22 protein-coding genes are annotated in these 26,166 nt (G+C 53.5%); 8 read left to right on the forward strand and 14 right to left on the reverse strand.

Annotation, left to right across the window (positions count from 1 at the left end):
* Positions 1 to 15 precede the first annotated feature (15 nt).
* Positions 16 to 2,367: a cytochrome P450/oxidoreductase gene (locus E0L35_RS14835; protein WP_171051158.1), complete on the reverse strand. Its 2,352-nt coding sequence runs from the start codon at positions 2,365 to 2,367 to the stop codon at positions 16 to 18.
* A 202-nt stretch (positions 2,368 to 2,569) separates the two neighbouring features.
* Here E0L35_RS14835 and E0L35_RS14840 point away from each other — a divergent pair, with 202 nt between their 5' ends.
* Positions 2,570 to 3,250, forward strand: a complete 681-nt coding sequence (locus E0L35_RS14840; protein WP_022521418.1) for a helix-turn-helix domain-containing protein — start codon at positions 2,570 to 2,572, stop codon at positions 3,248 to 3,250.
* A gap of 346 nt (positions 3,251 to 3,596) precedes the next feature.
* Here the strand turns inward: E0L35_RS14840 and tcuB are convergent, their stop codons facing one another.
* Together tcuB and tcuA are read right to left on the reverse strand one after the other, a co-directional pair.
* Positions 3,597 to 4,706: a tricarballylate utilization 4Fe-4S protein TcuB gene (tcuB, locus tag E0L35_RS14845; RefSeq protein ID WP_138800692.1), complete on the reverse strand. Its 1,110-nt coding sequence runs from the start codon at positions 4,704 to 4,706 to the stop codon at positions 3,597 to 3,599.
* Positions 4,693 to 6,117: an FAD-dependent tricarballylate dehydrogenase TcuA gene (tcuA, locus tag E0L35_RS14850; protein WP_138800693.1), complete on the reverse strand. Its 1,425-nt coding sequence runs from the start codon at positions 6,115 to 6,117 to the stop codon at positions 4,693 to 4,695. Before tcuA ends, tcuB begins: the two co-directional genes overlap by 14 nt.
* Before the next feature lie 161 nt (positions 6,118 to 6,278).
* Here tcuA and E0L35_RS14855 point away from each other — a divergent pair, with 161 nt between their 5' ends.
* Positions 6,279 to 6,971 (forward strand): GntR family transcriptional regulator, encoded by a 693-nt coding sequence (locus E0L35_RS14855; protein ID WP_138800694.1) that lies wholly within the window; start codon positions 6,279 to 6,281, stop codon positions 6,969 to 6,971.
* A 1-nt stretch (position 6,972) separates the two neighbouring features.
* Here the strand turns inward: E0L35_RS14855 and E0L35_RS14860 are convergent, their stop codons facing one another.
* The 9 genes from E0L35_RS14860 to E0L35_RS26870 form a co-directional block, all read right to left on the reverse strand.
* Entirely contained in the window at positions 6,973 to 8,457 is a 1,485-nt protein-coding gene (locus tag E0L35_RS14860; RefSeq protein ID WP_212751686.1) for an aldehyde dehydrogenase, read from the reverse strand.
* Positions 8,458 to 8,487: 30 nt separating this feature from the next.
* The gene (locus tag E0L35_RS14865; RefSeq protein ID WP_171051159.1) at positions 8,488 to 10,353 is read right to left on the reverse strand and encodes a TRAP transporter fused permease subunit; all 1,866 of its coding nucleotides are present in this window, start codon (positions 10,351 to 10,353) and stop codon (positions 8,488 to 8,490) included.
* 160 nt (positions 10,354 to 10,513) lie between these two features.
* Positions 10,514 to 11,482 (reverse strand): TAXI family TRAP transporter solute-binding subunit, encoded by a 969-nt coding sequence (locus E0L35_RS14870; RefSeq protein WP_138800696.1) that lies wholly within the window; start codon positions 11,480 to 11,482, stop codon positions 10,514 to 10,516.
* Positions 11,483 to 11,532: 50 nt separating this feature from the next.
* Positions 11,533 to 12,411 (reverse strand): NAD(P)-dependent oxidoreductase, encoded by an 879-nt coding sequence (locus tag E0L35_RS14875; protein WP_199105065.1) that lies wholly within the window; start codon positions 12,409 to 12,411, stop codon positions 11,533 to 11,535.
* A 459-nt stretch (positions 12,412 to 12,870) separates the two neighbouring features.
* Positions 12,871 to 13,800, reverse strand: coding sequence for an SMP-30/gluconolactonase/LRE family protein (locus tag E0L35_RS14880; protein WP_138800697.1), 930 nt, complete (start codon positions 13,798 to 13,800; stop codon positions 12,871 to 12,873).
* A gap of 90 nt (positions 13,801 to 13,890) precedes the next feature.
* The gene (gene dctP / locus E0L35_RS14885) at positions 13,891 to 14,907 is read right to left on the reverse strand and encodes a TRAP transporter substrate-binding protein DctP (protein ID WP_022521409.1); all 1,017 of its coding nucleotides are present in this window, start codon (positions 14,905 to 14,907) and stop codon (positions 13,891 to 13,893) included.
* Between the two features lie 220 nt (positions 14,908 to 15,127).
* Positions 15,128 to 16,414, reverse strand: coding sequence for a TRAP transporter large permease (locus E0L35_RS14890; protein ID WP_041159080.1), 1,287 nt, complete (start codon positions 16,412 to 16,414; stop codon positions 15,128 to 15,130).
* Positions 16,414 to 16,941: a TRAP transporter small permease gene (locus E0L35_RS14895; protein WP_052475703.1), complete on the reverse strand. Its 528-nt coding sequence runs from the start codon at positions 16,939 to 16,941 to the stop codon at positions 16,414 to 16,416. Before E0L35_RS14895 ends, E0L35_RS14890 begins: the two co-directional genes overlap by 1 nt.
* 60 nt (positions 16,942 to 17,001) lie before the next feature.
* The gene (locus E0L35_RS26870; protein WP_283241540.1) at positions 17,002 to 17,124 is read right to left on the reverse strand and encodes a hypothetical protein; all 123 of its coding nucleotides are present in this window, start codon (positions 17,122 to 17,124) and stop codon (positions 17,002 to 17,004) included.
* Positions 17,125 to 17,764: 640 nt separating this feature from the next.
* On the opposite strand from E0L35_RS26870, the gene E0L35_RS14900 reads away from it, so the two are divergent.
* Together E0L35_RS14900 and E0L35_RS14905 are read left to right on the forward strand one after the other, a co-directional pair.
* Positions 17,765 to 18,934 carry an amidohydrolase gene (locus E0L35_RS14900; RefSeq protein WP_022521406.1) on the forward strand — a complete coding sequence of 390 codons (1,170 nt, stop codon included), beginning with the start codon at positions 17,765 to 17,767 and terminating at the stop codon, positions 18,932 to 18,934.
* A 70-nt stretch (positions 18,935 to 19,004) separates the two neighbouring features.
* Positions 19,005 to 20,513, forward strand: a complete 1,509-nt coding sequence (locus E0L35_RS14905) for an AbgT family transporter (RefSeq protein WP_249362146.1) — start codon at positions 19,005 to 19,007, stop codon at positions 20,511 to 20,513.
* Positions 20,514 to 20,525: 12 nt separating this feature from the next.
* On the opposite strand, the gene E0L35_RS14910 is transcribed toward E0L35_RS14905, so the two are convergent.
* Together E0L35_RS14910 and E0L35_RS14915 are read right to left on the reverse strand one after the other, a co-directional pair.
* Positions 20,526 to 21,422 carry a LysR family transcriptional regulator gene (locus E0L35_RS14910; protein WP_138800698.1) on the reverse strand — a complete coding sequence of 299 codons (897 nt, stop codon included), beginning with the start codon at positions 21,420 to 21,422 and terminating at the stop codon, positions 20,526 to 20,528.
* A 260-nt stretch (positions 21,423 to 21,682) separates the two neighbouring features.
* Complete coding sequence (locus E0L35_RS14915) at positions 21,683 to 22,465, reverse strand: IclR family transcriptional regulator (RefSeq protein WP_022521403.1); 783 nt, start codon at positions 22,463 to 22,465, stop codon at positions 21,683 to 21,685.
* A gap of 137 nt (positions 22,466 to 22,602) precedes the next feature.
* On the opposite strand from E0L35_RS14915, the gene E0L35_RS14920 reads away from it, so the two are divergent.
* From E0L35_RS14920 to E0L35_RS14935, 4 genes are all read left to right on the forward strand, one after another.
* A complete protein-coding gene (locus E0L35_RS14920; protein WP_138800699.1) occupies positions 22,603 to 23,127 on the forward strand; it encodes a 2,4'-dihydroxyacetophenone dioxygenase family protein in 525 nt (174 codons plus the stop codon).
* 79 nt (positions 23,128 to 23,206) lie between these two features.
* The gene (locus tag E0L35_RS14925; protein ID WP_022521401.1) at positions 23,207 to 24,181 is read left to right on the forward strand and encodes a tripartite tricarboxylate transporter substrate binding protein; all 975 of its coding nucleotides are present in this window, start codon (positions 23,207 to 23,209) and stop codon (positions 24,179 to 24,181) included.
* A gap of 4 nt (positions 24,182 to 24,185) precedes the next feature.
* Entirely contained in the window at positions 24,186 to 24,656 is a 471-nt protein-coding gene (locus E0L35_RS14930) for a tripartite tricarboxylate transporter TctB family protein (RefSeq protein WP_022521400.1), read from the forward strand.
* Complete coding sequence (locus tag E0L35_RS14935; protein WP_138800700.1) at positions 24,656 to 26,161, forward strand: tripartite tricarboxylate transporter permease; 1,506 nt, start codon at positions 24,656 to 24,658, stop codon at positions 26,159 to 26,161. The genes E0L35_RS14930 and E0L35_RS14935 overlap by 1 nt, the downstream gene beginning before the upstream one ends.
* The last annotated feature ends 5 nt before the right edge of the window (positions 26,162 to 26,166 follow it).

Genomic DNA, 26,166 nt, shown 5'->3' on the forward strand with positions numbered 1-26,166 from the left:
TAAGGGTGTTAACGTTTAGAGCGCCAAAGTCAGACGCTTGCCCGCTGCCCGCGAGCAGCAGGCCATCATTCGGTCATTAGCGTCGCGCTCCGTACGGCTGAGCACTAGGTCTCGGTGATCGATATTCCCATCGGTCACAGCCACTTCGCAGGTACCACACAGGCCTTCGCAGCAGTCGCTCGGTACATCCACCCCCGCCGCGGTTAGCGCCTCAAGCAGGGTCTGGTGGTTACCGACCTGCAGCGTCAGGTCGGAGTCCGCCAGCACTACTTCGAAGGCGTGCTCGTTCTCAGGATCGAGGATGTTGGAGCGAGCGGTGAAGTGCTCAACGTGCAAGGTACCCTCGGGCCACTTCTCCGCCTGCGACCCAAGCGCCTCCAGCAGGCGCTCAGGGCCGCAGGCGTAGACCTGTTCACCTTCGGCTAGGCTGCTAAGTGCACTCGGTAGATCAAGGCGACACCCTTCATCACCGGCATGGAGGGTTAGCGCGGCGCTATGGTCACGTTCGACTCTCTCCAAAAAGGCCATGGTTCGCCGTCCGGCACCGCAGTAGTGGAGTACATAGGGCTTGCCGAGAGCCTTGAGTCGATCCGCCATGGCAATAATCGGCGTGATGCCAATACCACCGGCTATCAGGGTATAGCGCGTTGCCGTCTCGTCCAGGTGGAAATGGTTCTTGGGACCAGCGATATGCAATACATCCCCCGGCTTGACCGTATCGTGGAAGTACACCGAGCCGCCGCGCCCCTCGGGTTCTCGCAGGATGGCGATGGAAAGACGGTTACGGTCATCGCGTGTCCCGCACAGTGAGTAGTAGCGGCGCCACTCTCCCGATACCAGCTCTATATGCGAACCGGGGGTCCAGTCGGGTAGCTCACGCCCATGGGGATCCACCAGACCAACACGGATCACCGCCTCAGCTTCACGTTGCACCTCGGCGACCACGACCCGACGCACGATATCCTCCTTGATAGGTGCGCCAATATGGAAAAGCGTAGGGTTCTCCAACACAGCGTGGTGTCGCCGTTCAGGATTCTGCGCAGGCTCCCACTCCACCCATAGCGACGTGGGCCCAAGGAAAGAGGTGTTGGGCAGATACTCAAACGATTGGTCCTCGACCAGATCTATATGGGGTAATCGACGGACAAATTCATCAAGGATGATGCGCATCTCCATGCGGGCGATATTCTTCCCCATGCACTGGTGCGCACCGTAGCCGAAAGTGAAGTGCTCCGCTGAGTTATGGCGGTAGATATCGAACTCGTCAGGATTTTCAAAGTGCCTCGGATCGCGGTTGGCCGACGCCTGCACGATTAACAGCTTACCCCCCTTCGGAATCTTCTTGCCCCCTACCAGGGTGTCTTCGGTAGCGATACGTCGCCAGGCCACGACCGAACCGGCGGCGCGCAGGCACTCCTCGATAGCGCTGGGGATCAAAGCAGGGTTCTCGCAGATGTCGTTCCATGACTCCCGGTTCGATAGCAGAGTACGAAAGGCATTGGTGGTGGCGAACGCGGTGGTCTCATGGGCAGCCACCAGAATGGCCATCATCATCGAGCGCAAATAGCTCTCCGGCACAATGTCAGGATGCCTGTTGTGCATGCGGATAGAGTCGTACATCCACCCCTCGCCGCTGGGATCGGCACACATGCGGTCGAGGATAGTTTGTGCGGTTTGCCAGAACTGGCCCACATCCTCGGCAATCTGCAGTTGCTGCTCCGGGGATGGGCGGCCCCAGGTATTCAGCGTGTGGGCAACCGAGAACTTGCGAAGCTCCTTGGCATCTTCATTGGGAACACCCAGGAAGCGCAGTGCGACGGTCATGGGAATTTCCCGAAACATCTCGCCCACCAGATCTGCATGCCCCTTGTCGATGAAGCGATCCATATAGTCACGCACCAACTCACGTACCCACGCTTCGTGCTTCTCAAGGTTCTCGGGCAGGAAGGCATCCATCAGGAGGCGGCGGCGTTCCATGTGATCCGGTTCATCCTCGTTGACCATGGTACGACGCATTGCGAAACCGTAGCCCTCGAGAATTTTCGTCGCCTCGGGCGGTGCGGGGGTTAGTTTCTCCAACGCGATAGAGGGCGAGAAGGTGACGTTGTCACGGAAAACCGCCTTTACATCTTCATAGCGGCTCACGACCCAGTAGTCGAGTTTGGGACTGTAGAACACCGGCTCCTGTTCGCGGAACCAACGCAGCGCCTCAGCGGGGTCAAGCTGATAAGGCGCATCGAAGGGATCGAATTCGGCCGCTTCAGGGGAGACTGGGCAACCGGTAGGCGATAATGCCACGGACGCCTGTGATGGTTGAAAAGGGCACTCGCCTGATGCACTACCAGAACGGTGAGACACTGATGCCATGAAGGGCTCCGTAAAATTAAGTGGCTCGTATTTGTTTTACTTTTATCGAACACTTAGTTTCTTTTAATGCACAATGAAGGTAGGCAGTTTCTGTCGGCGAGTCAACTCCTCAGCGTAGCTGCGTTAGTCTGTATCGCTTGGCTAACTATTGAGTCCTGTTATCGCGCCCACTTACCGAACCCTAATACCGAGGTGCCTTTCTATGGCTAACAACACGTTGCAAACGCTTGATCGCGGACTCAAGGCACTGGAAATTGTCTCCGAGCATAGCGATGGCATTTCCATTGCCGATCTAGCTGAACGCCTCGATATTCATCGAGCCATTGCCTACCGCATCGTGACCACTCTGGCCAGCCATGGGCTGATTACGCGCACCCCCGAAGGCCCCATTCGCCTGGGTGCTGGCACGGCACTGCTTGCGTCTCGCTTTGAACCTCATCTACGCGCTATTGCCCAGCCACTCTTGCAAGCACTAGCCAGAGCCACCCGCGCCACCGCTTTCATCTCTGTCGCTCAGGGGGAGGAATGCGTTGTGTTAATGGTGGCAGAGTCAGGAGAAATGCCTCTGCAAATCGGCTACCGAGTGGGTAGCCGCCATCCGTTGACGTTGGGCGCTGCCGGTATTGCCATCCTTGCCGAACGGCCCTCTCACCCGGAAGAAGGTGAGGCGATAAAGCAGGCACGACTCGACGGTTACAGCCTGACTCATGGGCAGCTACAACGCGGGGCAGTAGGCGTGGCCAGCGCTATCTCGTCCACATCGTTTCGCCCTACCATTGAGGCCTGTGTGGGCGTGGTGGCCATGGAGGATCTAGATAAAGAGACCGCTATCACGGAAGTAAAAGCAGCTGCCCAGCGAATTGCCGAACTGATCGCTCGATAACCTGGATTAATAAGGCCTTTGAGGTGCCTCTCAGGACTCCAGCGGATTCTAAATGGCCATTACCAGGCAAACGAATACCTTCGTGAAACAAGCGTAGCCAGCGAGCTTAACGTCAGTACTCCTACCGATCGGCTTCGCCGCACTAGGGCTACAATTCCTCATTGACGCTTTCCGTGCCGCTCAGCGTCTTCGTCGTAACAACCATGAGAGGGCAACCTCTCATGGCTAATAACCTTAGTCACAAGTCGATTCGCGGCCACTTGATAAGCGGTAAGGTGGCACCTGGTAGAGGCCTACAGACGATATTATGTCGGCTGGCGTGCGGGTGCTGCCTCTGGAGAGAAGCTTATTGGTCAAGGCGATTGCGCTCCAGGGCGTTACGATAGACCGCCAATAAGCGATAGAAACCGTGCACGAACTTGCCATAGGGCATGGTAATGAAAAGTGCCATAACCACGCCTAAATGGACCACCAGCATAACCCCCATGGCTGAGGTCTCACGTAGCAGCATTAGGGACAGGCCTGTTAAGCCGGTCAGCCACAGCAGCACTATGAAAGCCACATCCATTCCCATCTGGCGCACATCAGCAGTGTCCTGCTCACGCACCAGCTTGAGGTACAAAAGCCCCGCCGGACCTATCAAAAGGCCGATGCCGCCCAAGGTACCGAACAGTTTGGGAAGACTGATAAAATCGTAGGGCGCCTGCCAGCCAAACACATAGTGATAGATGGTGCCGGTCACGGTCGCTGCGAAGCTAAGCATGAACCCGTAAAAGGTAAAATGGTGGAAGCGCCGCCGCCAGTGCGAATGATAGGCATCTGGGTAAGTGCAGCCAGCCTCTTCCTGACCGTGCAGATGCTGGAGTGAAAAAGTTTCTTTGAGTGCCTGCCGCCAACTTTCGGCATCGCCAAGCCCAGTTACGCCCTCGCCGCTTTCGCGCCAAAAGCGCACCATCCCCATGATCAACGCTAGTAGCACAAACAACGACACCGAGCCGAAGGTCACCACCATCGTGTTATGCGGCAATAGCGCGTAGAAGTCGCCACTATGCTGAGTGGTGACCACCGCCGACAGATCACCATTAAGCGCAATGGCAATCAACAGGATGAGAGTCAATCCTGCCGCCAGTGCCAAGGCGGCAAGCAAGCCACTGCGGTCAAACAGACGGGCCAACGGCTGTGGCCAAGCATACTGTCGATAAGACTCGACACGAAGCTTGGCCATTGACTGCGGTACGTTAACGGCAAACTCATGGGGCGGAGCGTACTGGCAAGCGTAGTAGCACTCACCGCAGTTGTGACATAGGTTGGCCAGATACTTAAGATCCTCGGGAGTGAACGTACGACGCCGCTCCATGGCCGGAAATACCGGGCAGAACCCTTCACAATACCGGCAGGCATTGCAGATCGTCATGTTGTTGCGGGTTTCTTCGATTAGTGCGTCAATCTTTTGCATAATTGCCTGCCTCTGTGCCTGCGATGCGACCAAATACGGTGCCGATGGTCATACCAAAGCCAGCAACATAGCCCTGGCCTAAAATATTACCGGCCATGATCTCACCGGCTAGGAAAACATTGTCCGCCAACTCGCCGTTAGCCATGTACATACGCGCTTTTTCATCGACTTTAGCGCCTAAGTAGGTGAAGGTAATGCCAGTACGAAGTGGGTAGCCGTAGAATGGAGGCTCGTCGATACGCTGCGCCCAATGGGTCTTTTCGGGTGTAACACCCTGTGTATGGCAATCGTCGAGCACACTGTGATCGAAGTTGCCAGGCTGTACGCCAGCATTGAATTCATCGACAGTTTTGAGTACGGCGTCAACCGGCAGGTTGAGCTTAAGCGCCAACTCCTCAAGCGTATCGGCCTGCTCAGGGGGAAAAACTGAGGGCATAAAGCGCCCCTGCGCCTTGGAGTCGGTAATCGAATAGCCCACCTGCCCCGGCTGTTTGGCAATCAGCCGTCCCCAGATGGCATAACGCTTGGGCCAGAAGTCTTCGCCTTCGTCATAGAAGCGCTTGCCATCGCGGTTAACCACAATCCCCAGGGATACACAGTCGACACGGGTGACGATACCGCCATCGTACTTGGGCGCGCGTGCATCGATAGCTACCGCGTGACCTTGCGTTGGATCCCCAATCACCATGGCGCTGTTATCAATCAGGCTGCGCAGCATCTTACCCTGGTTGAAGCGAGTACCACGGATCAGGAAGTTACGGGAGACCTCTCCCCATGCTTCCTCCAACCACGCTTGGTTGGACTCGAAGCCGCCCGAGGCAATCACCACTGACTTAGCACTCACCTTGCGTGGTGAGCCATTGTAAGTCACCAACGCATGGTCAAAGCGGTTGTCATCAAAGACCAACTGTTCAGCTTCAGCCTCATAGAGGATTGTCACCCCAAGTCGCTCAGCTGCCTGGTAGTAGGTATTGACGAGTGCTTTGCCGCCCCCCAGGAAAAAGGCGTTGGTTCGCCCCAGGTGCAGAGTGCCACCCAGCGATGGTTGAAAGCGCACACCGTAGCTTTTCATCCAATCGGTGCAGGTTTCTGAGGCTCGAATCACATGCTTCGTCAACACTTCGTTGGTGATGCCGCCGGTAACACGCCAAACGTCATCGAAAAACTCATCCTCAAGGTAGGCGTCACTCAGCACATCGGTGGGCTCACGATGCATGCAACGCAAGTTACGGGTGTGAATACTGTTTCCACCGCGCCATTGACGTGGAGCACTCTCCAGTAATAGCACGCTGGCACCCTGCTCACGCGCCGATAAAGCGGCACACAACGCAGCATTACCTCCACCAATCACCAGCACGTCATGGCCAGTCAGATCGGCCTCACTGAGCCGCTCTCCAGTCGATGACAACATTGGAACTCCCTCATGATTACTGACAAGAAGAGATGGTGACGGTAAAAGCGCACACCAAATTCTAATACATACAAATGTATCCAACAGTGTTCAAAATGACAAGTGTTGTTCATTGTCATATCATTACCATTCGTCAAAATCGCAATTTAAGGCTTGTAGCTATGACTGAATCCACACCACGCAAGCACGCCGCCACCCAGGCAGCCAATCAGCGCGGCGAACCGCGCAGTGAGCAGGCCTACAGCTACATCATCGAAGCTATTAAGGAAGGCACCCTGCCACCAGGGACAAGGATTCGTGAAGTCGACTTATCTGAGCGCATAGGCTTAAGTCGTACACCCGTACGCGAAGCTCTTAATCGTTTACAGCTTGAAGGGTTGGTAGCTAATGATCCGATCCGTGGCACCATCATCACTGAACTCGACCACAGCATGATTAGCGAGCTATATGCTATGCGCGAGATGTTAGAGGGGACTGCTGCGGGCTTTGCCGCACAACACGCTTCAGAGGTTGAAATCGCTTTCCTACGCGAAATTAGCGATCGCGATGCACGGTTAAAGGAGACCCAAGATCTAGTTAAGAATAATAAGCTATTTCATAGCACTCTCTACCGCTGTGCACACAACCGCTACCTGCTTAAAATGCTGCACTCACTGCATGAATCAATGATGTTGCTTGGGCGTAGCACCCTAGCTAAACCAAACCGTGCCGAAGCCGCGCGCAGTGAGCATCAGGCAATCATTGACGCGCTCGAAGCACGCGACCCGGAAGCCGCGGAAAAGCTGGCACGCAACCATATCCGTGAGGCCTACAAGATCCGTCTAGAGGCTTTTTTTGAGAGTTATGACGACTAAATCAAGTACGAATCGCAAAAGGATCGCGGGCTTCGTTAGACAAGTCGATCATCAGGTTTTTAATCTCAAGGTACTCATCTAAAGCGTGCATTCCGCGCTCACGGCCACTACCACTGGCCTTAACCCCGCCGAATGGTGCTTGTGCAGCATTTGTGCGATAGGTATTGACCCATACCCCACCAACCTGAAGTTGTCTGGCAACGCGATGCGCTCTTGCCAAATTTTGCGTCCATAGCCCGGCGACTAACCCGTAAGCGGTGCCGTTAGCGATGGCGATAGCCTGCTCCTCCGTATCAAAGGGAATAATCGCTAACACTGGCCCAAACACTTCTTCTTGAGCCAGTTCGGAGTCCGGCGCCACATCAGAGAATACCGTCGGCTCGACGAAATAGCCGCGACCATATACGTCGCCCTGCGGCACCCTACCGCCCGCCGCCAACTTAGCACCCTGAGTGCGGGCACGTTCGATGAAGTCAAGTACTCGTTGATGCTGCCCCTGGGTCGCCATCGGGCCCATCTCAGTGTTCTCATCGCGAGGGTCACCAATACGAATCGCCCGGGCGCGTTCACAAACCTGCGCCACCACCTGATCGTAGATGTCCCGCTGCACCAGCAGTCGCGAGCCAGCAATACAGGTCTGACCGGCGGCGGCAAAGATCCCCGCCACGGCTCCGGTCACAGCCTGCTCAAGATCAGCATCGGCAAATACAATGTTGGCCGACTTACCTCCCAGTTCAAGGGTCACCGGTGTTAGATGCTCGGCGGCGGCCCGAGAAATCGCCTTGCCTGTAGCGGTACCGCCGGTGAAACTGATCAGGTCGACATCAGGGTGCCCGGTGAGTGCCGCACCGACGCTACCGTCACCGGTCACCACGTTAATCACGCCAGGAGGAAAGCCAGCTCTTTCGCACAGCTCAGCGAAAGCCAGGGTGGTCACGCTCGCCATCTCTGAGGGCTTAATTACAACGGTGCAACCCGCCGCCAAGGCCGGTGCAAGCTTGTTGGCGAGGATCGCTATCGGCGAGTTCCAAGAGGTGATCAAGGCTGCCACGCCGCGCGGCTCGCGAGTAGTGAAATCAACCAGCTCAGGACGGTCTAGCGGAATGCTCTCGCCTTGGAGCTTGTCCGCCCAGCCAGCAAAGTAGCGGTAGTTGCGAGCCGCAAAACGCATCTGCACCCGTGTCTCGCGGATTACCTTGCCGTTGTCGGTGGTCTCAAGTTGGGCCATGCGCTCGGTGTCGGATTCGAGCAGATTAGCCAATTCGTGCATTAGCGCAGCGCGTTGTAGGCCATTTGTAGACCGCCATTCGGTTTCAAAGGCATGTCGTGCAGCTTGCACCGCGGCGTCAACATCAGAAGCAGTTGCCTGAGGGATCAATGCCCATGCCTGCTGGTTAAGCGGATTGATCGATTCCAGCACTTTTCCATCTGCCGCATCACACCATTGATCGCCAATACGAAGTTGATAGCGCTTCATCTCACCCATTACATCATTCCTTCAATTTAGTTATATGTATTAGTTTAACGTTGCAGCATTTCTGGAGAATGGCTTCACGAACGCTAGAACAAACAGCAGTACAACCGCTCCCGCGAACAGGGCATAAAGGGAAGGGATAATGGCCATAGCCGCTGATACAATGCACAGCAGTGCGCCTATTTTCCTCTTCATGTCTTTTTCAAAAATATCAGAGAGTACGATCGACGCTGATACCACTAGCACTGCGCCAGACAGCACCGCTTCCAATATCTGGGACACATCTCCGTTAAAGAGAACGCCTGGGTAGGTAATAAACAGAAACGGAATCACGTAGGTGACGGCTGCTAAGCGTACAGCCTGCAGCGCAGTTCTTTCCCAGCGGGTATCGGCAATCGAGGAAGCAACAAATACGGCAACACACAAAGGAGGTGTAATCACCGAAATGGTCGCGAAGTAGAAGACGAACATATGCGCGGCAATCGGCTCCACTCCTGCTGACACTAGTGCGGGCGCCATGACCGCCGCTACCAGTACGTAGGCTGCGGTTGTCGGAATGCCCATGCCCAACAGCAAGCAGGCCAGCGCCACAATAAAGGCGACACCAAACAGGTAACCACCGCCCAGCCCCACGGCCAAGGACGATATGGTCACGCCCACGCCGGTCATGTTGATCATGGCGACGACGATCTGCGCGCTGACCAGCATCGTGATAATGATCAATATTCCGTAACCCGCATCCACGCACGAGTCAACGAAGGTGTCGAGGATCGGCTTGATACCTTCCCCGCGGACAAGGACGGCCAACGCATAGGTGATCAGCATGCCCACGATGGATAAGGAGGCGGAAAAAGCGACCGAGCGACCGCTTAACACCATCACCACCAACACCCCAAGCCCAACTAGCAGCGGTGCGGATTTGGAAAGCTTAATGGCTTCCCTCAGTTTGGGCACATCGCTCTCTCCCTGCAGCCCACCGATCCCCTTTCTCAAGGCGATTAAGTGAATGGTCATAAAGACGCTGGAATAAAACATCAACGCGGGAATCAGGGCCGCCAACGCTACCGACAAATAGCTGATGCCCAACGTCTCAGCCATGATGAAGGCCGCTGCACCAAGAATCGGCGGTGTCAGTTGCCCTCCCGTGGAAGCCACCGCCTCTACAGCCCCCGCCAGCGGTGCTGGGTAGCCCATTTTCTTCATCAACGGAATGGTCATGGCGCCCGTCGTGGCGACATTGGCGACCGCGCTGCCATTGACGGAGCCAAAGGCAGCCGAGGCTACCGTGGCCATCTTGGCGGCCCCGCCCACCCGGTTGGCCGCAAAGATCATGGCAAGATCCATAAACACCTGACTGCCGCCAGTACGGATAAGTACAGCGCCAAACAGCACAAAAGAGGCAATGACCGTTGCGCCAATCCCCGTCAGCATGCCCCATAACCCCAAATCCGACAGGAAAAGGGTTTCGACCACTAACTCAACGCCATATCCACGATGTCCAAAATCACCCGACAATCGATCGCCAAAGAAGACGTAAGCCAGTGACAGCAACACCATCAATGGAAACGCGATCCCGACGGAGCGTCGGCATATTTCCAGTACCGTGATCACCAGCAGCACACATAAGGTGATATCTACCACCCCAGCGATGGGCAACTGCGTGAGGATGCGGTTTTGATTCCAGGCCACATAAAGGCACGCGGCAATGGCAAAAACGCACAGCAAGCCATCAATGGCTCGCCCCAGGAAAAGAAAACGTCCTTTTATACTTGGCGGATACACCATGAATGCCAATAAAATCACACTTGCCAGCATCACCGAACGCTGCACAAGAGAATCAAAAGCACCAGCGATCCCCGTATAAAGGATCATCATGCCAAGTGAGAATGCAACCAGCTTTTTTATCACCTCAGGAAGCCTGGATGATGTGCTTTCTATAGGCTGTGATTCCGATTCAACAGCTTCTAACATAAGTCTCACCATGAAGATAACTTCACGCCAGAAGGCAATAGAGCTAACACTCAAGTCAGCTCTATTTCATAAAAACGACCACTCTTTATTTCACAACTTAGGGTTTAAGATGCTCAGGAACTTCATATCCCTGCTCTTCAAAATAGCGAATAGCGCCGGGATGAAGAGGCGTCGTTGCAAGCTCAATTGTCATCTCTGGGATATCTGCATCTTTTAAAACTGAGAAAGCGGCCGCCTGAGCATCCTGATGCTCGACGATAGCTTTAACGATGTTGTAGGCAACCTCTTCATCCAAGTCAGCTCTTGAACTTACCGTGTTGCCATACGCCCAGGTGGTATATGCCGGATAGCCATCACCAGCCTCATTCTCTTCAATATTCATGATGCCCAAGCTAGGCAGTTCCTGGCGAATGGCATCTGCCTGCTCATCGCTCAAGCCAAGAATATTAACTGGGGTCATAGTGGCGATATCGATACTGGAGGCATCCAGCATTCGGCCATTGCCGCTCTTCACATAACCTTTGACACGATTATCCTTGATCTGGTTAACCATGTCGGTTGTGGAACCACGCACATAGTCAGGCGTTACACCGATCACATCAAACACCGCTTCGGCAGTCGCTTCCGTGCCCGATCCAACAATACCCGGGTTGAATTTGACACCTTCCAGATCACTAATAGTGTTCAGGCCAGCATCCGCTCTCACTACGACATTCTGAGCCGAAGGGCCATACACCCATAGCACATTAGTGGGGACTTCATTACCCTCGAACGCCCCCTCGCCGTGATAGGCATCATAGGCAACATTGGTGGTCACTAACCCCATATCGGCCTGATTACGTTTGATCCTTCTCAAGTTATCAATGGTTGCCCCCGTCTCCATGACGGAAGAGCGCACACCATCGACATTCTCGTTAATGATCTGCGAAACGGCGACGAAATAACCATAATGTGATGACGAAGAGGATGTAGAACCAATCGTCAATCGAGTATCGGCATGGGCAACGCCTGCTGCACATAAGAAAATTACCACCGCCAGCACGGATGCTTGCTTCGTATAAGCCATAGTCACCTCTCGTAATTGTTATATATTTAACTTTCCGTTAAAGACTAAACTCAGTCATTGCGCATACTATTGACGATGACCGGAAAGTACTGCTCTCCGTATCCTTCCTTTATAGCTTTCTGAAATAGGGACTTCGTATTTTCTGCCATTCCCAACGTCAAGCCGTAATTCTCTGCCAGTTCCAGCGCATAGCTGAGGTCTTTTAATGCATATGAGGTAGGGAATTTTTTTTCTGGGAAATCATTTTCGAGCATGAATTTCATGCAATGGTTGCGCAGGGCAAAGCTATCTGCGGACCCTAACGACATAGCTTCAAAAATCTTTTTAGGGTCGGCGCCACTTTTCTCACAAATCACCAATGCCTCGGACAGGCTGGCCACAGTATCGAAGAGCACCATGTTATTCAGAATCTTGGCCAACTGGCCGGCGCCAACATCTCCACAATGAATAATGTCTGATGCAATGTGCTGCAGAAGCTCTTTAATATTTCCGTAAATGGTTTCGGCGCAACCCACCATGACGCACAAGTTGCCATCAATCGCAGCCTGCCGAGTGCGCGCGACAGGCGCATCGGCAAACTTCACCTTGTAGGCCTGCAGCTCACGCTCTAACCACCTGGCATCCTCTACGGAGGTTGTGCTCAGGTCGACGACTGTAGCGCCTTGCTTGAGTTCATTGGCAATGCCGTCCTCTCCTAGCATCAAGCTTTTTACATGCTGGCCACTTGGCAAAGACAGGAAGAGGACATCACTCTCGCGCGCCACTTGCAGAGCGTCCTCGCCCTTCTGCACACCCTCAGCCGCCAGTCTCTCCAGCGGCTCAGAGGCAAGGTCATAGGCCAACACCTTCTTACCAGACCCTTTGGCCAGGTTTTTACACATGGGCTCACCCATTGCCCCCAGGCCAATAAAACCAATAGTACTAATCAAACCAACACCTCCAATAAGAATACTCTTGAATACCGTTGGATACTATAATACACACACTAGCTCATAGAGCTGCAATTATCACGACATACTTTGGTCGCAATGTATGATGAAAACCGATAGCGAACCGCTGCACAAATTGTGGGGGAACTATCTGAGCGCCATAACAGTACCAGAACAAAAAGTTATCCCTCGGGCGCAATTTACTGGCCGAGTGTATGTTCTGGTGGCAATGACAATGAGAAGTGAGCCGCCAAGGTGTGCGGCACTTTTTTGAGCACTAATAGCCCTGTAGGGATCAAGGGTTGGCTGTCCTTCAATAATAATTGTTATATATTTAAATATTTCTTTAACGCAGCTCTCAGGAGAACCAAAAACAGCATGGCTAATTATTAATCTCTTTTATATCCTCCTAAATCCATTCAGTTAAATACCTTCCAAGCGCATATCTCTCTGATTAAGTTATTGGTGATGTAAACGCAAACCAGAGCGCGGCCAAGGAACAGCTAACAGCTGACCATAACCTGATAGCGTGATGTAAGCCGTCTGCAAGTTCGATCCACCAAAGCAGATATTAGTGCAATACCCTTCAGGGGCTTCATGAAACTCCAGCAAATCCCCCTGCGGAGAAAAAACACTGATCCCCCCATCCACCAGGGTAGCGACACAAATGTTACCACTCTCTTCCAAAGCCATAGAGTCAAGGCGCTGATAGCCCGGCAGGCCGTGAACCAACTTGCCGCCATTGGGAGATGGCCAAGGCTCCTGACCCAGCTCACCGGGCGCGGTGATCGGATAACGCCAAAGCCGACTGGTTTCGGTTTCAGAGACGTACAACATACGCCCATCTGGCGACAGGCCAACCCCATTGGGCGTCAGCAGATGCTTTGCCGCGCGGCGAATCGAGCTACCGTCGCATCGGGCATAGTAGAGGTAACCCAGCATAATGCGGTCATCAAATTTCTTGCCAAAATCGGTAAACCAGAAACCACCCTGATCGTCAAAAACGATATCGTTAGGGCCATGCAGCGGAACGCCCTGGCAGTGGGTGTAAAGCGTCTCAACAGAGCCGGTGACAAGGTTGACTCTTTGAATCGAACCGCCGTCATAATCGGATGCAGCGCCGATAGGTCGGCTGTAGCCATCGTCAGTACGCCAACTGAATCCACCATTGTTGCAGATATAACAGTGCCCATCCGGCCCGAGAGCCGCCCCATTTGGCCCCCCACCCACCTCCGCCACGGTCTGTAGCTCGCCGTCAGGTAGGACACGCGTCAAGCGGCCTCTTTGAATCTCCACGACTAATATGCTGCCATCTTCCATGGCAATCGGCCCTTCAGGAAACGCCAGTCCACTGGCTAGCACCTTGCCCTGCAATTTTGTTCTGCTCATGTCATCTCTCCTGTGAACTGCCTGCTTTTCCCGCAGCCCTGCACACCCGCCTAAAACTGCCGGGCCATTTGCTGAGCCCGGCGACACCACTTACTGCATGCCTTCAATTACCTCTTGAGTTGGCAGGCCGCGCGCTTTCAAGGGTTCTGCCCAGCGGTCATAGACGCCTTCAAGGTTGGCGTGTGCTTGTTCAAGATCGCTATCAGATAGGGGCACTTGGGCAATACCGTACTCCTCCTCAAGTGTCTGGATGATTTCCGGTTCAGAGTTATCCACGTAATCACAGTAGGTTTGCATAGCGTACCTTCCTGCCTCTACCAGAATATCCTGTTGCTGCTGTGACAGGCGCTCCCACACTCGGTCACTAATCGAGTAGGTGAGACCAAAGCTAGCGACGGAGAAGTTCGGAATTAATTGATCCAGTGCTGGTGCAAGGCCATAGTCCAGGATGCCTCGAAGCGGGTAATACACACCATCCAGCGTACCGCGAGAGAGTGATGTTAGTACGTCTGAAGCCTGCATTGTGACAGGGCTTGAACCCAGAGCATCAGCGGTGAGTGTCATAGGTCCACCGGCAGTACGCATTCGCAGACCATTCAAGTCATCGAGCGACGAAATATCGCTGTTGTTGGTCAGTATTCGATAGCGCCCCATATTGCCCACCCAAAGAGGGCGGATGTGATGCCGCTTGAACTCCGCTTCATAAATAGCCCCACCTGGCTGGGCCATCTCATAGAAGCTATCCGCCGCGCTACAGGAGTTTTTTACGATTTCCGGTAGCTCGACAACGCCAGACAAAGGGAGCTTTTCCGGTATATAAGCCGGAGATACGTTGGCAATATCCGCCACACCTGTCTGCAACAAGGTCAGAGATTCAGAACCACGCCCAAGTTGTTCTGCCGGATAAAAGTCGAACTGTATCTGTCCGTCGGAGAGCTCCGCCACCTTTTCCATAAACGGGTTGGCCCCATACTCTATGGCAAAAGAAGTGGTGGGCAGCCATTCGGCAAACTTCAATGTCACTGGTTCAACCTCTGCCGCGGAGACTGAACCGCATGCCAAAACACCCGTCAACAGCAGTGGAAGGTGCTTTTTATAGTTATTCATGATGGTACTCCCTTTTTTTATCGCTCTTCAGTTTTTGTGCCAGTCATTAATCAATACAGCGGGATAAACAAAATCTTCCAATAATGCATGGTGCATTGATGATAGGTATAACGTTTTTACAACAAGCTTAAACCTTAACCCACCTTTATATAGATGAACCCTATCTATCGTTGACCCAAACTCCTACAAATTGGCGAAGACTAGTTACCAACATTACGCGTCAGTACATAGCCGTTGATGGAAGCCACAGCACAATCTGTGGAAATGCTATTAACAAAGCGATCAAACCAAGCAGCATGACGATGTAGGGTATGACGCCTGAGAAAAGCTCCTCGACAGGCACATTGGCCACTTTCGCCACCACAAAGACGTTCATGCCGACCGGTGGCGTGACGATACCTATCTCAGCCAACAAAATGACGATCACACCGAACCAGATCGGGTCGAATCCGAGCGAAACAACAACCGGAAGAACCACAGGAATAGTGAGAATCAAAATGGAGATCAGGTCTAGAAACAACCCCAGAACCAGATAGAGGATCACCAAAAAGAACAAGATAAGGTATGGCGAAACATCCAGCAGCCCCACATAGTTGACTAAGTTTCGGGTGATGCCGGTCATGGTTATGAAGTAACCGAAAACATGTGCACAAACAACAATAAGGCCGATCATGGCAGAAATGCAGCACGTATTTATAACGGCATTTTTGAATGCTTCAGCATTGAGATTGCCTGATTTCAAAGCAAGCAAAAGTGCGCCTAGTGCACCCAAAGCCGAGGACTCAACGGGTGTGGCAATGCCAGTGTAGATTAATCCCGTAACAACACTGAACAGCATCAGAAAGGGGGTAGCTACCTTCAGTGCTGTCAGCTTTTCGCGGAAGCTATAGGTCTTATTATTAGAGGCTACTGGATTTCGGATGATCAGAATCTTGATGGTAATGGCGATAGTGAGCGTCACCAATATGCCAGGCACTATGCCAGCAATCAGAAGGTCACTGATGCTAACCCCGCTGAGCAGCCCATAGAAAATCAGTGCGACACTGGGAGGAATCAGCATGGCAATAGTGCCCGAAATAGCGGCAATACTGCCGGCCATTTTCGGAGAATACCCCTCAGCCTGCATGGCGGGCGTGCTGATTTTCCCCAGCGTGGCTGCAGCCGCTGTACTGGAGCCAGAAATTGCACCAAAAGCAGCACCTGTGACAACAGCAGCAATCCCCACGCCACCCTGTATCTTGTCTGTCCACTTGGCAATGGCGCTAAACAGGGAGCCGGTGATACCGCTGACCCCCATAAATTCCGACATGAGGATAAACATCGGAATGGTGAGCAGCTCGTAGGTCGTCAGAGCAGAGCCTGGCGAAGCCGATAGGATCCCCAGCAGGACATCTATCCCATTGGTTAGAAAAATGCCCAAAGCACCGGATATCGCAAGACTGATTGCAACCGGAATGCCTATTATCAAAAGAAAAAACAGAAAGAGAAAAGATAAAGCAATGACCATCACAGCTCGCCCCCTTTAGAAACATAGTTATTTATTGTTGTTATTAACAACCTGAACGAGAAAACAAAGGAGCCGATAGCGATAATAAATTCAGACGGCCAAACAACCCAGCTCACAACGCCATAAACGATCTCGTTCTCTTGCCAGGCACTGTATGCCCTTAAAGAATAGGTATAAGCAATATAGCTAAACATCAATGTGGCGATGAGGCCGAAGACCAAAAGGCAAAAGCTGGTAAATTTTAAAGGCAGCTTGCTTTTGAAATAATCAACCTTCAGATGGCTTCCCGTTCTCAACGCATAAGAGAACGCCAGAAAATAAGACCCTGGAAGAAGGTACATGGTGATTAGGTTAAAAAACCAATTAAGCGGCGAGTTGAAGATATAACGCATTACGACATCGACAAAAGTAATTGCCATGGCGCAAATAATCATAGATCCGGCAACAAAAATAAGAGCGTTTTCCAGGCATCTACAAACCTTATCCAACGCTCTTATCAGGCCGGGTTGTTCAATATGACCTGTCATGGTTCTGTGTTCCTGTAATGTCGCCATGATAAACCTCAGTGCGCCAATGTTAATAACGACTCAAAGGCCGTGTTTTGGCTGTCTAATAATCACTACGGGCGCATCGGCAAACGTCACCTCATCAGCAGGTAGTTCACACGCCAACACCTTCTTATCAGCCCCTTCGGCCACGTTTTTACACATGAGGTCATCCGTCGTCCTCAGGCCAAACAAACCAAGAGTGCTAATCAAGCTAACACCTGCAAACGAATACTTTTGAATACCTTTGCATACCACAATGCACACGATAGCTCATAGGGCCTCAATCATCACGGTATACTTTGGTAGTAATAGTGGCCTCTAAGAAGGCATCCATGGCAACCACTTCGACAAGAGCATGGAACGCTTCGTGCTTCGGTATGCAGGGCCTCGCCCGGAGTCTCCCTGGCTCCCGCCGCTCGGATTCATACTGTCCACAGAAATCCTTCGGGCATGCTCGGAAACCATTCGCTATGTTGCGCTGGTTCTCTTCGACCCCACCATCGACTTCGGAGACACTGAGCGAATACTCATGAGCCACCCTACGGCCGTGGTTTTGCCTTTAAAATATCCATCATCACCGCGGCTTGTCGTTTGGTCGTTCAACGTTTGACGATAGGTTCGTCGCTAATCCTCGTCTCCCTGAACACTGCGCTATAGCTTGTGCAACTATGCAAGGGGTCACTTCCCCCACCAATGTTGCTTTCAAAGCAACAAACTCGTTACTCAACTGCCTCTTTTCTGCCTGCCAAGTCGCTTAACGTAAAAGCGCCAAAAAATACATCGATAACGGCAAGGACAGGACATGTTTTCAGAGCAAGTATTTTCAAAACAGCAACTGCATGAAGCCACCGAACTGCGGCATAAGCTTCACCAGAACCCAGAGCTTAAATTCCAAGAAAACGATACTGCGAGACTCGTTGCCAAGCGGCTTAGCGAACTTGGTTATCAAGTAACGGAAGGCATCGCCACCACTGGTGTCATGGCGGAACTGGATACAGGTCGGGAAGGGCCCGTGCTTGCTTTTCGTGCCGATATGGACGCACTGCCGATTAATGAAACCAACGCCTTTGCCCACCGTTCCCAGCGAGAAGGTCTAATGCACGCCTGCGGCCACGATGGACATACCGCCACACTGCTGCTTGCCGCAGAAACTATGATGGCAATGCAGGACGAGCTGTGCGGCCATATCAAACTGCTGTTTCAGCCGGGCGAAGAAGGTGGAAACGGTGCCGATTTAATGGTTAAAGCGGGCGTGCTACAAAACCCACAAGTGGACGCCGTGTTTGGCTACCATAACCGCCCAGGCTTTCCTGCCGGTCAGCTGTTCGTTAAACCTGGCCCGGCAATGGGAGGAAACGACACTTATAAAGTCACTATAGAAGGCGTCTCTGGCCACGCAGCCATGCCGCACCTGGCGGTAGATCCTATTTATATAGGTTCATCGCTGGTGCAACAGTTGCAGGGGCTGGTAGGGCGTCATAAATCGCCACTGGAAGCGGGCGTTATTACAGTAGCTTCCTTCCATGCTGGCGATGCTGCCAACGTTATTCCCGGCCACGCCGAGCTACTGGTTAATATTCGTAGCGACCGACCCTCTTCCCGAGAAGCATTGGCGGGAAAACTTGAGCAAGTGACCCAAGGTGTTTGTGCAGCGCATGGTGCTTATTACCATATGGAGCACCTGCACCAAGTCCCCCCGCTAGTCAATGATCAAGCCTGGTCGGAACGAGTGCTGTCTATAGCCACCAAGCACACCGTGAGCAATGATATTCAGCAGTTGGACTATATGCCCACCATGGGCGCGGAGGACTTTGCTTTTTATCTCCAGGAAGTACCTGGCTGCTTCTTTTTTGTCGGCAACGGCGAAGGTGCTTACCTGCACAACGAGCGTTATGACTTCAATGATCAAATCCTACCAGTGGCAGGCGGAATGTTCGTAGCCCTAGCCAAAGAACTGCTAACCAAGCACTAAAAACCCACTTACTAATAGTCCTTTACCAAGCCATCAGGTTTAAAAATAACGTTTAAAAATAAGGGTCAAAATGATGCAAGGCGTACTCTCTTCTATAGAACGAGTGGGCAATAAGCTGCCCCACCCCTTTATTTTGTTTACCATTCTAGCGGCTATTGTCGTGATGATTTCCGCCATACTCGCTACCTTGGGTGTTTCTGCGATTAATCCCCAAACCGATGCAGAGGTTTACGTTCGCAGCCTGCTCTCATCGGATGGGATCGAGTTCATGTTGACCAGTGTGGTCAGTAACTTTGTCAACTTCCCCCCACTGGGACTGATTCTAGTCGTCATGTTTGGCATTGGCTTGGCGGATAAAGTCGGCCTGATGTCAACGTTGATGCAGGTCAGTGTGGCGAAAGCGCCACCCTCTCTGCTTACCTTCTGTGTATTTATGGCCGGCATTTGCGGCAGCATCGCATCAGACGCCAACTACCTAATCTTAATTCCCTTAGCGGCTATGGTGTACTACTCGGTTGGGCGACATCCGATTGCCGGTGCAGCAGCTGCCTACGCTGCCGCTGGAGCGGGGTTTGATGCTAGCCTCTTCATTACCGTAGGGGACGCACTGTTTGCCGGCATTACCACTGACGCTGCGCGTTTAGTCAACCCTGAAGCCTATGTGTCACCGATCGACAACTACTATTTCGTGGCCTGCTCAGTATTTGTACTTGCGACTATGGGCACCTTGATTGTCGATAAAATAGTGGAGCCCAGACTTCAACGTACCCTGCCGATGGGCAAGGACTTTAAAACTGATATCGTCAAACCAGAATTGACTGAGGCAGAAAAGCGAGGCCTCAAGCATGTCGGCATTGCCACTTTGCTTTATCTCGCGCTGGTGCTAATAGCCGTGGTACCGGAGGCATCGCCACTGCGTAATGAAGAGGGCGGCCTGATTCCATCACCGTTCCTACGCTCGCTGGTGCCGCTTATGTTTATCTACTTCGTCACTATTGGGCTGGTTTATGGCATCACTACCAGCAAGATCACCAGTAGCCGTGACGTGCCCAAACACATGGCCGAGTCAGCTAGCGATCTGGCACCCACCCTCGTGCTGTTCTTTGCCATTTCGCAATTTATTGCCTACTTCCGTTGGTCGGAGCTTGGTCAGTACATTGCCATTGAAGGCTCAAACATTCTACAAAGCACCGGGTTTACTGGGCTTCCGCTAGTAGGTGCGTTTATTGCGATGAGCGCGGTACTTAACGTCTTTATGACCAGTGGCTCGGCACAGTGGGCATTAATGGCGCCGGTCTTCGTACCCATGCTAATGATGATCGACTTTGATCCCGCCTTTGTATTGGCGATGTTCCGCATCGGTGATTCTAGTACCAACATCATTTCCCCAATGAGCCCCTACTTCTCGGTCGCCCTGGTGTATATGCAGCGCTACAAGCCTGATATGGGATTAGGCACGCTCATCGCCACCATGCTTCCACTTGCCTTGAGCTTCTTGATCGCCTGGTCTGCGTTTCTGATGTTCTGGCTAGCCATGGGATGGCCGATTGGCCCCGGCGTTTACATGATGGCTAACTGATGCCGCTAAGCATCACTGCATTGTCAGCATAAGTTTCCACAGATAGTCGGCAGCAGGCGACAGCCTTCTGCCGACTCGGCGCACTAGGTTGCCCTGACTGCTGGCAGCCATAGGATGCTGAATGGGAACCGCTTTAAGTAACCCAGACTCTATTTCATTGCGCGCAGCCGCCGCTGTCATAAATGACACTCCAATGCCAGCACTCGCCATGCGTCGGGATACGGAGTGCAAATTGCAGCGATAGCTAGGCGTTGCCGGTTGCCCAGCGGCGCTAAACAGAGCATTGACGAATTGCTGCGACCCCGACACATCCGGTAGAAAAATTAGCTTATGTTTTAATAGCTCCGCCACCGAAACACTTTCCTGACTGGCGAGGGGATGAAACACTGCAACCAGAGCACACAGCGGCCCTCGCTCAAAAGAGTGCACAATGAGCCTCGGATCAGAAACTGGACCATAGGTAATAGCAATATCAACCTCGTCGTTAGCCACCATTTCATGGGGTTCTCGTGGATAGTAAATACCTGTTTTTATCTCGATCAGTACATCTGGATACTGCTTCGAAACCCGTCGCATCACGTAATTGATGAAGCTATCCACAAAGCCATCACCCACAGATACCACCACTTTCCCCGCCTGCATGTTACGCAGACGAGACAGCGTATCCCCCAGCTCTGAGTTCAACCGCCGCTGAGCTAGAAAACTATCCACCACCAATTGGCCCGCTTCCGTCAGCATGACATGACGCCCCTGCCGTTCTAGCAGCGCCATACCCAAGTCTCGTTCGAGGCCTCGTACTTGGCGGCTCACCACGGAAGGGTTGATATGCAGATGCTCTGCCGCTGCGCGAATACCGCCACAGCTGTTCACCTCCAACAAATAGAAAGCACGTTTATCCAGTATATCCATGAGCTAGCCGTAAGGATCGCAAAATTGAATCAGCATGATAGACTGATGTTAGCAAGCTAATCGAATTTTTTACCCCCATAGCTACCGACTACACAATCATGATATTTAACCTCCCCGAGTGCGCCGCTGGGAGGGCACTGCTTACGCGAGTGCCATTACCGAAGAGACTTAGGCATTTCGCAATAATATTAGCTAATCACGACTTGCCTACAGCACTACACTCTATTTAATTAATGCTCATTACGCCTTAAGCCAAGGCACTACACCAAGCCAGCGTCACTGCATAGCGAATGGATACACTCCAATATACGTTGATGCCCATCATCAGGCAGTCGATAGCGTGGCACGCTGACGCTGATAGCCCCTTCAACGCGACCATCGGCGCCGCGAACTGCCTGACCGAAGCAGATAATGCCTAGTTCATTTTCCTGGTCATCGATTGCGTAACCACGTTCTCGCGTCAGCGTGAGTTCATTGCGTAACGCCTCAAGCGTCGTGCAGGTGCGATGTGTGACAGGCTCTAAGGTCAATTGAGCCAGATACTGCTCACGGGTTGCCTCGTCGAGGGCGGCGAGATAAGCCTTACCTACCGAAGTAGAATGCATTGGCACTGGCATGCCGATATACGAAGCCATGCGCACCGCTTCGGGCGATTCCACCTTATCAACGAAAGTCATATGGCAGCCAAATGGTACGCCCAAGTGCACCGTTTCACCGGTCTGCTTACCAATGGCGCGTAAAGTGGCCCGAGCGCGTTCCTGCAAGCTGCTCCGCGCCAGCGATTGATGAGTGAGACGCAGCAACTCGCGACCCAGTACGTACTCTCCACCTAAAGGGTTACGTTCGACAAACCGCTCCTGTTCGAGCGTGTTCAGCAACCGGTAGACCGTAGGCCGGGGCATTCCCAGGCGTGCCTGGATGTTACGGATGGTCGCGTCAACGCCAAGCTCAGCTATCACTTGCAGCAGGCGCAGTCCTTTGGTCACCGCGGCGGCACCCTGGACGTTGGGCCGCGGCACTCGCTCTTCGTCGTCAGCCGTCATTAATCGCCTCTTCAAATAATACGAATGTCTAACCAGTAATCCGTCACGGTCAATTGACGCATCTCGCCCTGGCTCTTACCTTGAGAACATATTGTCCATATTATGATCTTTATGTCCACATTGTGGACGGAGGGAATATGCCGGTTCAAGCTGATGATCATCAGCGGATGCCTTACCAATATCCGCAACCCGCTGAGGCCGCTCTAGAAATTGTCGAGCCGCACGCCCTTCCCCAGGATGAACGTATCTGGGTGCCGCAAGCGGAAAACGTTGATTTCCGTCCGCTGTGTCTGAACGTGTCCCAGGGCTACTGGGTCAACCTACTGCGTGTCCGCAAGTCTGGAGTGCTCAGCCGCCACCGTCACCCCAACCCGGTGCATGGCATGGTGCTCAAAGGCAAATGGCGGTATCTCGAACATGACTGGGTGGCTACCGAGGGTAGCTATGTCTACGAGCCTCCAGGTGAGACCCACACCCTGGTCGTCGACGAGGATGTCGAGGAAATGATCACGCTCTTTCAGGTCAACGGTGTCATGTATTACGTTGACCCATGGGGCAAGCACCTCGGGTTCGAAGATGTCTTCACCAAGGTCGACATGTGCCGCAAGCACTATGAAAGCTGTGGGCTTGGCCGTGACTATGTCGACCGGTTCATTCGCTAAAGCGAGATGTTCCCTTAAAAACCCAACGCATGAATTAAGGCCCTAACGCCAACAACAAAAACACGACAGGAGCACCCTCATGATATTCAACAAAACCCCGCTAGCCGTAACCATCAGCCTGGCCGCCTTCGCCTTATCCATCGGCACTGCCCAAGCCGACTACCCCGAAAAACCGATTGAACTGATCGTCCCCTGGTCAGCGGGCGGCGGCACCGATGCAGTGGCCCGCCAATTGGCCAACGGGTTGCAGGAAGAGCTTGGTCAAACGGTCAATGTGGTCAACCGCACCGGCGGCGCCGGCGTGGTGGGTCACACGGTCATGGCCAACGCCGAGCCGGATGGCTATACCCTTGGCCTGGTGACCGCCGAGATCACCACCTATCGACACATTGGCAGCTCTCAAATCTCGTATGAGGATCTGTCGCCGATTGCGTTGATCAATCTCGACGCCGCGGCATTTAACGTCAGCGCCGAATCAGACTGGGAAGATCTAGACAGTGCCCTTCAAGACATTGAAGCCAATCCCAACGAATACACTGTCTCAGGCTCTGCGCCAGGTGCCGCCTATCACCTAGCATTCGCGGGTTTTCTGAACCAGCAGGGTATTGATCCCAACACCGTTTCACTCGTCCCGAGCGAAGGCGCTGCCCCGGGCCTCCAGGAACTCGCCGCCGGTGGCGTGGATTTCGTGTTCTCCTCGCTGCCTGAGGCTGAATCCATGCGCGACGCGAAGCGCGTGAGAACGCTTGCTGTGTTCGCCAACGAGCGTCTTGATGCTTTCCCTGACATCCCCACTGCTGAAGAAGTCACTGGCGATGAGTGGGCGGCAGGTACTTGGCGTGGCTTGATCGGCCCCGCAGGACTGCCCGATGATGTGGTCGATACTCTGGCCGAGGCCGCAGAAGCCGTCTATGAATCTGACCAATTCCAGGAGTTCATGACCAATCAGGGCTTCGGCATGCAGTGGGAAGGTCCGGAAGGCTTTCGCAACTTCATGGCTGAAGCCGACGAAAACAACGGCGAGATAATCAATAAGTTGGGCCTGGCAGAATAACACCATGCGCATCAACGACCTCTTGCTGGGGCTGGTAATGGCGCTGCTTGGCGCCGTTACTATATGGGCCTCCAAGGATTTCCCGCCGTTAGCGCGCCAGCCCTACGGGGCCGGCACTTTTCCCACCATCATCGGCACCTTTCTGGTTGGGCTTGGCCTGCTACTGTCTCTGCGTGGCTGGCAGCAGCGTGGAGCACTGTTCATTTGGCAGGGGCAGGTGACGCTGTCGCGCACCTTGACATGCCTGCTCGCTGTTATCGCCGCCGTTGCTGGTTACGTGTTGCTAACACCGCTGCTCGGCTTCCCGCTGGTAGCGCCCTTAATGCTCGCATTATTGATTGGCTGGTTGTCTGACGGCCGCTGGGGGATGGCCGTTATCGTCGCCATTGTGGCAAGTGCGGTGGTATGGAGTGTTTTCGCCCTGTTGCTGCACGTGCCGCTTGATCTGGGCATTCTCGAAGAGGTGATCTACTAATGGCGGAACTACAAGCAGCGTTAGGCATGGTGTTCGCCTGGGATGTCCTCGCGGTGATCCTCGGCGCTTCGCTATTCGGCCTGCTGATCGGCGCCATTCCTGGCCTGACTGCGACCATGGCCACCGCCTTACTCGTCCCGGTAACCTTTTTCATGGAGCCGCTCCCGGCGATCAGCGCTATCGTGGCCGCCACGGCGATGGCCATCGTAGCCGGCGACATCCCCGGTGCCTTACTACGCATCCCCGGCACCCCCGCCTCGGCGGCTTATACCGAAGAAGCCTACCTGATGGGCCGTCAGGGCAAGATCGGCCAGGCGCTCGGCGTCAACTTGGCGTGTTCGGTCGTTGGCGGGCTCATCGGGGTGGCAATTCTGGCGTTTTTCGCTCCACTGGTCGCCGACTTCGCACTTCGCTTTACCAGCGACGAGTACTTCTGGCTGGCACTGCTCGGGCTTTCCTGCGCCGTACTGGTATCCGGCGCGGACCCGCTTAAAGGTGCAATTTCAATGCTCATCGGCCTGTTAATCGCCATGGTGGGCATGGACTCAGTTTCAGGCCAGATCCGTTTTACCTTCGGTATCTCTGATCTGCTCAGCGGCATCTCAATTCTACCAGTATTGATAGGCCTGTTTGCCGTCGCCGAGCTACTGCGGCGCATGCCCGAAATTGGCCACACCCACTTTCCACCGCCCCCTCCAGTGGAGAAGCCTTTTAGCGGTGTGGGCGGCCTGATGTGGCAATACAAGGCAGGGATCGCACGCAGTGGCGTACTTGGCACGCTGATCGGCGCACTGCCCGGTGCGGGTGCCGATATCGCTTCGTGGATCAGCTACGCCTTGTCGCGCAAGCTCTCGCGCACGCCCGAGAAGTATGGCACCGGGCATCCCGAAGGGCTGGTCGCGGCCAGCTCGGCGAATAATGCAGCACTCTCGGGTGCCTACATTCCCGCCCTGGTGTTTGGCATCCCAGGCGACACTATCACCGCCATTATTATCGGTGTACTGATGATGAAAGGCATTACGCCAGGGCCAGACGTTTTCACTTCCAGCGCCACCTTGGTCAACGCCATTTTCATCGTGTTTATCCTGGCTAACCTGCTGTTGTTACCTCTTGGCCTGCTCGCTATACGCGGCGCGCGCCATATCCTTGCGGTGCCCTCCAGCGTGCTTTACCCGCTGATTTTGCTGTTTTGTATCGTAGGCGCCTTCGCTGCCAACAACAGCCTGCTGGATGTCTGGCTGATGCTTGGGCTGGGCCTGCTGGCCTATTTTCTGGTGGAGAACGACTTCCCTATCGGCCCCATGATCCTGGCAGTGATTCTCGGCCCGGTAGTGGAGAGCAACTTTATGCGCTCAATGATCAAAGCCAATGGCGAACTGCTAGTGCTCTTCGAACGCCCCATCGCCGCCATGTTGGGTGGGCTCGCATTGCTGGTGTGGCTGGCCATTATCGTCTCCAGCGTTCGCTCGGCCTGGCAGACACGTGCGTCAGCTACCTCAGCTTAACCGAC

It is taken from the genome of Halomonas sp. ATBC28 (assembly GCF_005937175.1).
GTDB classification, from domain to species: Bacteria; Pseudomonadota; Gammaproteobacteria; order Pseudomonadales; family Halomonadaceae; genus Vreelandella; species Vreelandella titanicae.

Excerpts from the sequence above, each read along its gene's own strand:
- E0L35_RS14835 (WP_171051158.1), bottom strand. The coding sequence starts at position 2,367 with ATGGCATCAGTGTCTCACCGTTCTGGTAGTGCATCAGGCGAGTGCCCT.
- E0L35_RS14840 (WP_022521418.1), top strand. The coding sequence starts at position 2,570 with ATGGCTAACAACACGTTGCAAACGCTTGATCGCGGACTCAAGGCACTG.
- tcuB (WP_138800692.1), bottom strand. The coding sequence starts at position 4,706 with ATGCAAAAGATTGACGCACTAATCGAAGAAACCCGCAACAACATGACG.
- tcuA (WP_138800693.1), bottom strand. The coding sequence starts at position 6,117 with ATGTTGTCATCGACTGGAGAGCGGCTCAGTGAGGCCGATCTGACTGGC.
- E0L35_RS14855 (WP_138800694.1), top strand. The coding sequence starts at position 6,279 with ATGACTGAATCCACACCACGCAAGCACGCCGCCACCCAGGCAGCCAAT.
- E0L35_RS14860 (WP_212751686.1), bottom strand. The coding sequence starts at position 8,457 with ATGGGTGAGATGAAGCGCTATCAACTTCGTATTGGCGATCAATGGTGT.
- E0L35_RS14870 (WP_138800696.1), bottom strand. The coding sequence starts at position 11,482 with ATGGCTTATACGAAGCAAGCATCCGTGCTGGCGGTGGTAATTTTCTTA.
- E0L35_RS14880 (WP_138800697.1), bottom strand. The coding sequence starts at position 13,800 with ATGAGCAGAACAAAATTGCAGGGCAAGGTGCTAGCCAGTGGACTGGCG.
- dctP (WP_022521409.1), bottom strand. The coding sequence starts at position 14,907 with ATGAATAACTATAAAAAGCACCTTCCACTGCTGTTGACGGGTGTTTTG.
- E0L35_RS14890 (WP_041159080.1), bottom strand. The coding sequence starts at position 16,414 with ATGGTCATTGCTTTATCTTTTCTCTTTCTGTTTTTTCTTTTGATAATA.
- E0L35_RS14895 (WP_052475703.1), bottom strand. The coding sequence starts at position 16,941 with ATGACAGGTCATATTGAACAACCCGGCCTGATAAGAGCGTTGGATAAG.
- E0L35_RS26870 (WP_283241540.1), bottom strand. The coding sequence starts at position 17,124 with ATGTGTAAAAACGTGGCCGAAGGGGCTGATAAGAAGGTGTTGGCGTGT.
- E0L35_RS14900 (WP_022521406.1), top strand. The coding sequence starts at position 17,765 with ATGTTTTCAGAGCAAGTATTTTCAAAACAGCAACTGCATGAAGCCACC.
- E0L35_RS14905 (WP_249362146.1), top strand. The coding sequence starts at position 19,005 with ATGATGCAAGGCGTACTCTCTTCTATAGAACGAGTGGGCAATAAGCTG.
- E0L35_RS14910 (WP_138800698.1), bottom strand. The coding sequence starts at position 21,422 with ATGGATATACTGGATAAACGTGCTTTCTATTTGTTGGAGGTGAACAGC.
- E0L35_RS14915 (WP_022521403.1), bottom strand. The coding sequence starts at position 22,465 with ATGACGGCTGACGACGAAGAGCGAGTGCCGCGGCCCAACGTCCAGGGT.
- E0L35_RS14920 (WP_138800699.1), top strand. The coding sequence starts at position 22,603 with ATGCCGGTTCAAGCTGATGATCATCAGCGGATGCCTTACCAATATCCG.
- E0L35_RS14925 (WP_022521401.1), top strand. The coding sequence starts at position 23,207 with ATGATATTCAACAAAACCCCGCTAGCCGTAACCATCAGCCTGGCCGCC.
- E0L35_RS14930 (WP_022521400.1), top strand. The coding sequence starts at position 24,186 with ATGCGCATCAACGACCTCTTGCTGGGGCTGGTAATGGCGCTGCTTGGC.
- E0L35_RS14935 (WP_138800700.1), top strand. The coding sequence starts at position 24,656 with ATGGCGGAACTACAAGCAGCGTTAGGCATGGTGTTCGCCTGGGATGTC.